This is a genomic window from Peptoclostridium sp. AF21-18 (assembly GCF_003478825.1).
Classification (GTDB): domain Bacteria; phylum Bacillota; class Clostridia; order Peptostreptococcales; family Peptostreptococcaceae; genus Peptacetobacter.
In genome coordinates this window covers 20,667-31,557 of record NZ_QUGE01000026.1, presented here as the reverse complement: position 1 = coordinate 31,557, position 10,891 = coordinate 20,667, and the positions used below count along the sequence as shown (strand labels likewise).

The window sequence follows — 10,891 nt, the reverse complement described above, 5'->3', positions numbered from 1 at the left end:
GATAAATTTAACTTTTATTTATTTTGACAGTCCACTCTACGGGTAGCAGTTCAGTTTTTAATTACAACAGAATGTATTGCATTCATGCACGTCGAAGCCTGGAGCAGATAGTAGTTATAATATTGTCCTTTCATTTTACTATCTTTTCAATAAATTTATTTAGTTTTCGTCATCGAATACCATATCATCCCTAAATCCTTCAAGCATTCCTTCAAGGTCTTCTTTTATATTTATTATATATCCTGGAACATATTCAGGTTCTTCAACAACCTCAACAGGACATAATTCAAATGCTGGAAGCTGCACATCGCTAACAGCAATATCTATTCCCTTCATATCGCCTAATATTTCAGGAGCATTTTCAAATTCCTTCTTAGCAAGCTTTTCAAATATTAAATTGCTCTTTTTATAATAAAGGCATCCAAGCATATAAGCACACTTTCTGCTTCCTCTCTCAACACCTTCTTTATAATACTCCTCAGCTCTATTAAAATCATTCCGTTTATAATAAAGCCGTCCTAAATTTTCAACAGATTCTATACAATTATTTAACTTAGCTTTTTCGTACCATCTAGTAGCTTCCTCTATATTTTCATCAGAAATATCAGAAATAACCCCCATCATATGCTGACAGTATGTATTTCCTTCCTGAGCAGGTACTCTGAATCTATTCTTAGACTCGTCGTACATACCTTCATAATAGTAAATTCTACCTAAATGAACCATAGCATTTAGATGATTTGCTGCAGCTGCCTGTTCAAAATATTTTATAGAACCTTTTATATTTCCTAAATCTTCATATATACAGGCTAATCTATAAGCTGATGGAATATCTCCATTTTCTGCAGCCTTTTTATACCAAGTGATTGATCCTTCTATATCTTCTCTATCGTCGTAAATCTTAGCTAATTTTATCTGGCAAGAAAGTTTACCTGGAAGTTTTTCAAAGCAGCTTATTGCGCTGTCTATAGCTCCAGTTTCCATGTATAAATCTCCTAGATTTTCTATAGCTGGTCTACATTTCATATCTATAGCCTCTTTGAAAAGCTCTACTGCTCTAGCATATTCTCTCTGTTCAAAACAAATTCCACCAAGATTGTTAGTAGCCTCGATTATACCTGCAGCACTAGCTTCTTCGTATAATTCTTTTGCATCTACAATATTTCCTTCTTTATTAAATAGATTTGCAAGTCTGAATTTAGACATAATGTGTTCCTGTGATATAGCTCTTTCATAGTATTCTATAGCATCGTCTAAATCTTCTTCTCTATCGTATATGTAAGCCAATCTGTACTGAGATTTCATATCTCCATTATCGGCACTTTTTTTGTAGTATCTTTCTGCTTCGTCAAGCTCTCCGTCCATTTCCATAAGCATACCTAAATTGAAACAAGCTTCATTGTATCCAACTTTGTAAAGCTGTTTGTATAAGTTTATCGCTTCTTTTCTTTCACCCATCTGAGTGTAGAAAACAGCTAGATTGTACATACAATCGTGGTCATCGCATCTGCTTCCCTTTTTAAATATTTCAAAGGCTTCCTCTTCTCTACCAAGCATATTGTAAAGCACACCTAAGTTGTAGCAAGCTTTTCCGTAGTCGTGTTCTACAGCGTCTAAAAGAATTGCCTCTGCTTTGTCATAATTTTTTAATACATAATAAGTAACACCCATATTGTTCCGTGCAGCTAAAAGCCCGATTTCAACTGCTTTATCGTACCAATAAAGTGCATACTGATAATCCTCTTCTGAGAATTTTATATTACCTATATCTAAAGCTGCTTCATCTTTACCGCTTTTGTAGGCTATTTTGTACCATCTTTCAGCTTCCTCTAATTCGCCCATATCTTCAAAAATAGTTCCTAGTGCATACTGAGATTTTACATTACCTTCACTAGCAGCCTCTTCGTATTTTTTTATAGCAGCTTCTGTTTTTCCTAATTTATATAATAAAACCGCCTGAGTGTGTGCGACATTTGGATCGCTAGAAATTTCTCTAATTCCTTTAATCGTAAACATTGTACTTCTCATTTGTGTAACCCCTTTCTTTTGAAAGCTTTATACTTAAATAATACCATATTAAAGAAGATACTCAAAGTCGTTACAATATAATTAATAATTTTTTTAGAAATTATTATAAAATTTATAAGAAAAAAAGCCATCACAAAAAAATGTAACAGCTTTTATCTTGCTTTATTTTAGTATTCGTCTTCTTCTACTTCTTTTATTTTTCTTCCTTTGATAAGTTCTTCGTAAGCTTCTTCACCAACTTTTTCCTTATCCTTATTGTCCCTTAAAACCATATCTGTAGACTCTCTTATTATGACATCGTACTCTTCTTCGCCAAGATTTTTCTTTTCTTCAGCGACTTCATGGTCATCACCTTTTACAAATAAATCATATGCTTCTTTAGAATATTTTTCATCGATCATGTCGATTCCTCCTTCATCTACGCCAGATGTATTGTTTTTATCTGATACAGAATCATCATCTTCTCCATAGATGTTTATCTTTAATTCCCCTGCAAACTCTACATCATCTGAATCATCTGCATTATCAGCTGCACCACAACTTCCTTCTATCTCATCGATTATCTCTTCTAAGTCTTCCTTTATTTCTTCCATATTCGCTTCTTCTATGTCTGTTGTTTCTATGTGAGAATTTTCTACATCAGAACTTTCCATACTAGAGTGTTCTATATTGGAATGGTCATTGTCGTTAAATCTTTCAAATTTAACCTCCTCAGCTTCTTCCATATCTTTAAACTCTCCTTCTTCTCTACATTCAGCAATATCATCTTTATAATATTCCTCTAGAAAAGCAGGATCTTTTTTAGCTATGTTATCCAATTTCATCATAATCCGCTTTGAATATGTAACTGTCATTGCCTTTTTCTCTAATTCCCGATCAGAAGACGCAAATCCTATTTCTAAAAGCTTGTACAACATCTTTTCTGAATATCTAGCTATTATGTTAGCTTCTTTAGAATCCCTTATTACAACGTCTATTTCTTCCTCTGCACCTGTTAAATGAGAGCTGATTTCTTCAGTCTGAGCTTTAAGGCTCATTACAATATGGTATTTCTCAACAGTTTCAGCCATCTGTCTATCTATATTTTTATCTATATCACTTAGGATTGATTTCATTTCCTTGTAGACTTCTACCTTAGAAAACGAAATTATATCTCTAAAAACGTTAAATTCATTTATGCTATACATTTGAAGATTGTTTTCTTTTTCGAATAAGTTCTTAAAAAATTTCTTTTTCATATATGACACCACCTTTACATTCATTATACTCTATTTATAAGAGTCTTAATTTGATTTTTAGTTCACATAATCTTCAAAGTAAATTTAACACTAAAAAAGAATACCCTAATGCAAGAGTATTCTTCTACAAAAGCTAATATGAGCAAGCTTTATCAAATAATAAAGAATTATGAGAAATATATGGGGAAAGAGATGGATAGATAAAATATCTTCTATTCTCTCTTCATAAAATCAAGTGAAAATCCTTCAACAATATTCACCTCGAATGGTAAACTCTTACCATAGCAAATACCACTTTTTATTAAATATGCTTCAACATAATGATGTCCTGTATAAAGAGTACTTTCTTTCCTAACTTTTTTACCTTCAACCAATTCTGAACTATAAAAATCTCCTCTTAATGCATTTGCTCTTTCAGCTTCTTTGCCAGTATTAGTAACTTGCCACCATATTTCATAGTCCCTTAATCCATTAGCTTGTACTTCAAATCGCAACTTCCCATTCTTATTCAAAGCTGTTCCACTTTTTATTTCTTTCCATCTAAATCCATCACGAAAATACTTTGCCTTAATAGAAACCTTTTCTATTAAACACTCTTTCCATTTTGATTTTTGATGATGCCTAATAGAACTTACATTGACTATTGGGTGTTGCTTTCTACTATCCTTAAACAAGCTTCTTTTAATATATTGAATTTTATCTGTATATAGTAAATCTTTGTTTCTGATATTAAAGTCCGATTCAAGTTGCAATAACCATTTTTCAAAAGCCTCAAAATAGCTATCGTCTTTATCCCATTTACCAGAAAGAACCTCAGTATCATTTACAGGATTATAAACACACGGTCTTCCATACCTATTTTCAATTCCATCCTTTAAGTGTTCTATAATATAAGTTATTACATCCAAAAAGTCATTGCTAAGCAAACAGGCGGTTTGATACTGTTTTGCAGCTAATGTTGTAATGATAATTGAGCTTGGTTTATGTTCAATATCCTCCTCAAAACACACTTCTGCATGTCTTTTCAGAATTTGAACAATCCTTTGTAATGGTGTTCTAACTTTATATTCTGGAACCTTCTCAATAGAAGCGTAAAATCTTTTAGCAAATTTTTCTCGATAGATAGAATACTTTGAAATATCCCTAAACCATTGAGCATAACCTTTAGGATTACTAGTTTCCCAATCATAAGAAATATCAAAATAATTGCTTTTTGTTTTATCCGTTATAGCTATATACCCATCATCTTTATCATTCAAAGGAACTGATGGCAAAATGTCTATATGAAAATTATATTCATCAACATATTTTAATGTCCAACATCTTTTGCTTTCCTTAGGATCATTAGACATTGACTGAGATTTTGAATATCTCTTTACAACTTCCCCAAAATCATATTTTAAAGAAAACTGAGATTGATTTTCTCGTCTTAATCTAGTTAAATTACAAACTATATCAATATCATAAGCTCCATCTTCTGTCAAAGGTTTAATTGCAGTTCCAAGTTTAAAAGAACCTTGCAAATATATATCTGGTCTACTTGAATCAAGTTCAGAATTTTTTATATAATTAGCAATTGAATTATATCTATTAGTTGCCTTTTCATAATTAGAATCGGAAACATCTATTTCTTCGATAAGTTTTTTTATTTCTTCTTGGATTACAATATCTCCCAAATTATATTCCTCCTAAATTATATACTTCGCTGTTTCAGAAATCTTTTTAGAAAGGCCATTCCTTGTACAACAAAGTCTTTCTATTTCTTCCGCCTCAACAAAACAGTATCTGTTACTGCTCAATATAGTATCGAGCATATCAGATGGTATCTTTGCTTCATATATATTAAATATTTTCTGCTCATCCATTTGAAAGTGCTTAGAAAATTTGATTTCTTCTTTTATTGTTTTTAAGTATTCAATCTGCACATTTTTAATAAGTTTTTCTACCGATATTTCTGCAGGTTGCAATTCTTCAATTAGTTCCCTTATCACCGTAATTTCTCTATTTTTCTTTGTGTCAAACCAATCAAGAAATTTTACAAGGTATTTCCCTTTTGTTATCAATCTTAAATCTCCATTTTCATAAAAACGGTTTTCAGATTCGTTTTTTAATTCTAACTTTGACTTAATTTCATTGAACGAATTATAGTATTTATAAACCCCGCCAACTGGCTGATATTGTTCTATTCTATTTCCCTTTATCAAAAGGTATTTGCCATCTTTCTTTATTTGAAAAAGGTATGCACAACTTAATCTTATATTTTTATTCCATCTCAAAAGAGACTGCAACCATATTTTTATTCTTAATCTATTATGAAATATGGTCGCAGCAAGATAAGTGATAAATGCAACAATAAGGTTAATGATTATATCTTTTATCATTTTTATGTCTCCTTACATATCCTTAATTAAAGATTTTATATGTTCTCTTTCCTCTATTGACAACCCATACTTATCAAATAATTGTTCATCTATTTCTTTTATGGATTTTGACCAATCTATATCCGATTCATTAGTAAAGTCTTGCATTGGAACAAATCTATATGTTTTACTTGTCCCATGCTGACTTATTTTTGCTAAAGAGTGTAAATATCTTGAAAATTTTGTTTTCAAATATATCGATAAATTATATGCTTCTTTTTCTGTTAAATTTAAGTCTGCACCAATAACTAAAAATGTCTCTGTGCATACAGATTTAGGCTCTCCGACAAAAGAGTTTTGATTATCATCGTTTAATTCAGTCCCTATATTATTTGCATATGGTGTATAAACTTTCCAGCCTTCAATCCAATTTATATTTTTATTGATAATGTTTTTTTCAACATATCCCATTTTCTGGCTCTTTCCATAGCATTTTATAGGTTCAATCATTCCGATTTCGGCTTTCTTAAAATTCTCATCGTTAACAAATTTACCTTCTAATCCGAATGGTTTCCTTGAAGAGACAATCTTATCCAAAAACTCATTAGATACATGTTCATTTATTTTATTTATTATTTCAACACCAATACTATCTCTAACAAAAATATCAATACCATCTATTAATAATGGTCTATTAACCTCTGATATTTTTTTATTATCTTTATAAGTTACAACTACAACTTCATCATCTATTTTTGAAAAATCATTTATAAAGTAACAAACACCACCTCTATTATTTGTATTTGGAAATACATCTTCTGGTGTTAAAAAATCATGTAGTTCTTTTATAGTCTTATCATTAAGCATCTGATTTCTAAATTCATCCAATCCCTTACCTCCAGCAAACCATCTTGTTGGAGTAATAAAACATGTATAGTCAGATGCAAGTTTCTTTCCTACCAATACAAAATTCTGATATATCGGTTTTGCACTCGCTTGTGCTCCTCCATCACTAATTTGATAAGGCGGATTACCGATGACAGCTCCAAATTTCACCTTATTCTCACCTACCTTTATTTCATCTTTTAATGTTATTTCATTGAATGCTATATCTTGTTTAAGCAAGTCATTTATTTTTGTATAACTCACTTCTCCTTTTTCATCTTTCAATTCAATCAAATCATATGCATTAAACTCTGATGAGATATTATTTACATTCAAGTTCAATATTTCGTAAAATCTCCTTGTAAATTCATAAGCTATAGATGATGTTGGTATTGAGTAAATAATGTCTTTTATATTTTCATGTGAACATCCAAGTTCTGCTGTTAATCTTTTATATAATGATACAGCGTATTCTCCTGATTTACTTGCAATATCAAGTAATTTGTACTGCCTATCTACCATTTCTCTTAAGCCTTCCTCTGGCAGTAAAGCGACCATCTCATCACACACTTTTGATGGAGTAATAACTTCAGATTCTGACATTCTATTAAACTTTTTTATTGAAGTCATCGCCCTATCAAGAGGAGCAATACTTTCATCTGATGCAAGCATAGATATATTTTGAATTTTATAATCTAAGCTACTTCTCTTAAACGGATCCATTCTATAGCTAATCTTTTGCAAAACATCTTTAACTATATGCAAATTTTTTGCAATTCTTTGGTTTTCAGATTTGTCCAATGTATTTAAAATATCATCTAAAGAAGATACCTTATCTTTTGTCAAGAAAGAATAGAAAAGTAATCTTTGATAATATGTCTTAATTTGACTTTCTAGCTTTTTAACTTCATCATCTGTTTTTGTTTCGTAATAATCCTCATTTGAATTATCTTTTTTATTTTCATTTGATTTCTTATCATCTGTTGGCTCTTCAATATCAAAATCCTCACCATCACCCTGATTTGGCTCTATTGTTAATCCTTGTTTTGAATTAAATTCACCTTGAGATTCTATAACCTCTCGTATATCAGCATCATTTAATATGGATAAATCAACAGGTATATCAACTACTTCATCTGAAATACTTCTTTGATTATTATATTCACTTACTACATCCAAAATATTTGTAGCATCTACCTGTTTAATCTTATTATGATTCATCATAATAATTGGAGAAATACGAAGCTCCTCTACAATTCTTTCTTTCAACTTACTGTTACCATTTTCCTCTGTATTTACATTGTAAATAAGAGATTTTTGCTCCTGCATTCTAAATAGACGATTCGGATCAAAATCAACTAACAGTGTCTGTGGCTTTAGGTTTTCTTTTATGAACCCTTTTTCACTCGCCAATGTTCTAACATACTGATTTTGTAATCTAAAAATAGATTGATCATATTCTTGTGGTGAAGCTGTATCTTTAAAATAAAGCATAGTATCCCATTGTTCTACAGTAGAACCTGTTAGCATTCGATTTACAGTTAATGTTAGTGTTTTTTGATTTTTTTCTTCACATTCTTTAATCCTTCTTTTAATATAGTCAGGCTTACTATATTCTCTTCTTGCCTCAACACCTGAAATGTTTATTATTTCATATTCACCTAAATTTTTAAATAAATCTTTATTTGTACTAATAAGCTCTTCCATTGCATCGCAAGAAGCACAGTAAGGTAAAACCATAACCATGTGTCTACACATCTTACCTTCTTTGATTTTGTCATAGTCTAAGAACCCTAATAACTCTTCATCTTCTTTACTTCCATCAATCACCTTAAGCAAATCAAGAATTTCAGTCTCGTTTATAAACTTCTTATGTCCTTGATGACTCATATCTTTTTTTATAGAAAGTGGTTCAAATAATTTTGAAAAAACAAAGCTTACCCCACTTTTTCTCAAAGCTTCCATTTTTTTGCGAGAAGATTTATTCGGATTAAAAGCAAAGCGAATCATTTGTGGGAATCCGTAATACGGATTATCCCATTCATTTACATCATCTTTAATAAGATGTTTCCTATCCCACTCCTCTTGCTCTTTCACAATATCTGAGAACTGAACAAAAGAAATAATATCCTCTTTTTCAAATTCACTTCCCATCAAAATACGATATGGTGTTCCTGATAAATGCAATCTGATTTTTGCATTTATTTTTTTTATTTCAACATTAGCTTCAACTAACTCAATATTTTCATCATCAAGTTTACTGATGTTCTTTTCATCTGCCTTATCATAACCAGCATTCTTTAAAATCTTTCCAAAAGATTCTGCTCTTGCCCCAAAATGTGTTTCATCAACAATGAGAAGGTCTATTTGTTCTCCAAAAAGACCCCTATGTTTATCCTTAATGTTGTCCCCTTGAAGATCTTGTAAGGTAAGGAAAATAACTGTTTTATTTCCTTCAGAATGCTTCTCAGATATTACATTCTCGTTAGCCAACAAATCAGATGATTCTATAAAAACATACTCTGAAAAGTTCCCTGCACTTTCAACAGTTTTCTTCCATTCATCCTTAACATCTGCTTTAGCTGACACAACTAATACAGTTTGAGCTTTCATTTCTAAAGCACAACAAAGTGAAGTAAAAGATTTTCCAAAACGCATAACTGCATACATTAGTAGATTTCTACGCCCATTTTTCAAAGCTTGTATAAAACTATTTACAGCAGCTTTTTGATTTGGTCTTAAATCCCAATTTCCACCTCTTTGATAATGATATGTTTGAGGTAGTCTATTTTTAGAACTATAATATTCATACTTACTCGAGTTCGTTTGATAATTTTCCTTTATATCTTCAATAGCATTATCAATATCCAGTATTTGAGTCTCTTTAAAAAATTCTCTACTATAATAAATGCCATCTTCTAAATCATCTGGCTTTAATCTTTGTTTATTTAAATCATTTTCAAGATATTGATGAATGGAAAAATCTCTAAAATAAGTTTCTTCATCAATTGTGGCTTTATTCTCATATTGTTTTTCAAGTTCTGGGAAAAATTCTCTCCATTCGTTTAACCTTTTTGATACTGGTCTGTATGTATCTCCAACCTTTAAATAATTTGGTACTGTATTTGTCGTAAATGCATAGATATGAGGCTCTACACGACCAATGATAATTCTATCCAATATATCTATAGCTTCAATTTTATTTTCTTCCATTTGCATAATCCTCTTTATTTAACAATTCTCGAAAATTTATATTTTTTCTTGCTCGCCAGTCTTTTATAATACAGAAAGCATTTTCTTCTTTCTTCATAAGATCAAATAGTGTCATCTGTTCATTTGGTTCAGTCGGTTCTCTATATGGAATAGTATATGTTAGACCATCCATCTGCCATAGATTCCACGATACTATCTTGGCTATTCTTAAAAGTTCCTTCTCTTTCGGTTCCCTTTTAAGTTTTTCTTGCATATAGTCACAATACGAAATGAGTAAATTTTCTCTCGCTATAAGCAAACTGTCGCCTTGAAACTCAAAACCATAAACACTTTGAAATGCTCTTTCTGACCATTTAAGCCATTCATCTTCACTAGTAGTATTTTCATTTACTACCCTCATTTTCCTATCTAAGATACCGATTCGTTTATATAAATCTATAGGCTTGCCCGTTACTGTATCATATCTACTTACTAAATAAGGTGCTTCTCCACAAGTGATTTCAAGTCTTCTTTCATCAACATATTTTTGCCAAGTTTTATTTTTTTTATGTGGAAATTCTATTTTATCTGTTGTTGCAATCCATGACTTTCCTTTTTCTACATTAAAAACAGAAGTTTTTTCAAACCATGCATTATCAACCAGATTATTTTGAGCATTACAAACCCAGCTGGGTGTAAACACCTCCGCTTTTAACTTTGTTCTATTTCCTTGACTTTCCTTAGTCTTTAGTATTCTAGGTTGAATAACATTTGAATTATCACCAGTAATAAGAGTTAAAAGAATAGGATAGTGAGAATAATACTCTTTACCTAATATCTCATAGTCATCTGTTCCCCAGATAATATTTCTATTTGTAGTCCTATCAATAAGGAGCGTTTCTAAAACTTTTTTGCTCCATTTCCCCTCATCTACATCAATTGTAAATGCCATTTATTTATCTTCCTCTATATCTTTTTCAATACAAATCAAATCCCCAACATCTGAACCTAATTTTTCACAAATTTTCCCGATTACAGAAAGAGATACTGCATCACCTCTAACCATCTTTGATATCGTTGTTGGTGATATTCCAGTCTCATCAATTAAATCCTTCTTCTTCATATTCTTATCTATCAATAACTTCCATAATCCATTGTAGTTAAATTTCATTTTTATTTCTCCTTATT

7 protein-coding genes and 1 pseudogene are annotated in these 10,891 nt (G+C 30.9%); 1 reads left to right on the top strand and 7 read right to left on the bottom strand.

Annotation, left to right across the window (positions count from 1 at the left end):
• Positions 1 to 159 precede the first annotated feature (159 nt).
• On the bottom strand, positions 160 to 2,028 hold the full coding sequence (locus DWX74_RS09380) for a tetratricopeptide repeat protein (RefSeq protein ID WP_286164307.1): 1,869 nt from the start codon (positions 2,026 to 2,028) through the stop codon (positions 160 to 162).
• 167 nt (positions 2,029 to 2,195) lie between these two features.
• Positions 2,196 to 3,266 (bottom strand): hypothetical protein, encoded by a 1,071-nt coding sequence (locus tag DWX74_RS09375; protein ID WP_118549714.1) that lies wholly within the window; start codon positions 3,264 to 3,266, stop codon positions 2,196 to 2,198.
• 93 nt (positions 3,267 to 3,359) lie between these two features.
• On the opposite strand from DWX74_RS09375, the pseudogene DWX74_RS11455 reads away from it, so the two are divergent.
• A pseudogene (locus DWX74_RS11455) lies at positions 3,360 to 3,470 on the top strand (mobilization protein); the annotation flags it as partial.
• An 8-nt stretch (positions 3,471 to 3,478) separates the two neighbouring features.
• Here DWX74_RS11455 and DWX74_RS09365 read toward each other — a convergent pair.
• From DWX74_RS09365 to DWX74_RS09345, 5 genes are read right to left on the bottom strand one after another with little or no spacing between them, the layout of a single operon-like run.
• A complete protein-coding gene (locus tag DWX74_RS09365) occupies positions 3,479 to 4,942 on the bottom strand; it encodes a nucleotidyltransferase (RefSeq protein ID WP_118549713.1) in 1,464 nt (487 codons plus the stop codon).
• Positions 4,943 to 4,954: 12 nt separating this feature from the next.
• The gene (locus DWX74_RS09360; RefSeq protein ID WP_199647637.1) at positions 4,955 to 5,647 is read right to left on the bottom strand and encodes an SMODS-associated NUDIX domain-containing protein; all 693 of its coding nucleotides are present in this window, start codon (positions 5,645 to 5,647) and stop codon (positions 4,955 to 4,957) included.
• A 12-nt stretch (positions 5,648 to 5,659) separates the two neighbouring features.
• Positions 5,660 to 9,724, bottom strand: coding sequence for an Eco57I restriction-modification methylase domain-containing protein (locus tag DWX74_RS09355; RefSeq protein ID WP_118549711.1), 4,065 nt, complete (start codon positions 9,722 to 9,724; stop codon positions 5,660 to 5,662).
• Positions 9,711 to 10,655: a restriction endonuclease subunit M gene (locus tag DWX74_RS09350; protein WP_118549710.1), complete on the bottom strand. Its 945-nt coding sequence runs from the start codon at positions 10,653 to 10,655 to the stop codon at positions 9,711 to 9,713. Before DWX74_RS09350 ends, DWX74_RS09355 begins: the two co-directional genes overlap by 14 nt.
• The gene (locus tag DWX74_RS09345; protein WP_118549709.1) at positions 10,656 to 10,874 is read right to left on the bottom strand and encodes a helix-turn-helix domain-containing protein; all 219 of its coding nucleotides are present in this window, start codon (positions 10,872 to 10,874) and stop codon (positions 10,656 to 10,658) included.
• Positions 10,875 to 10,891 lie beyond the last annotated feature (17 nt).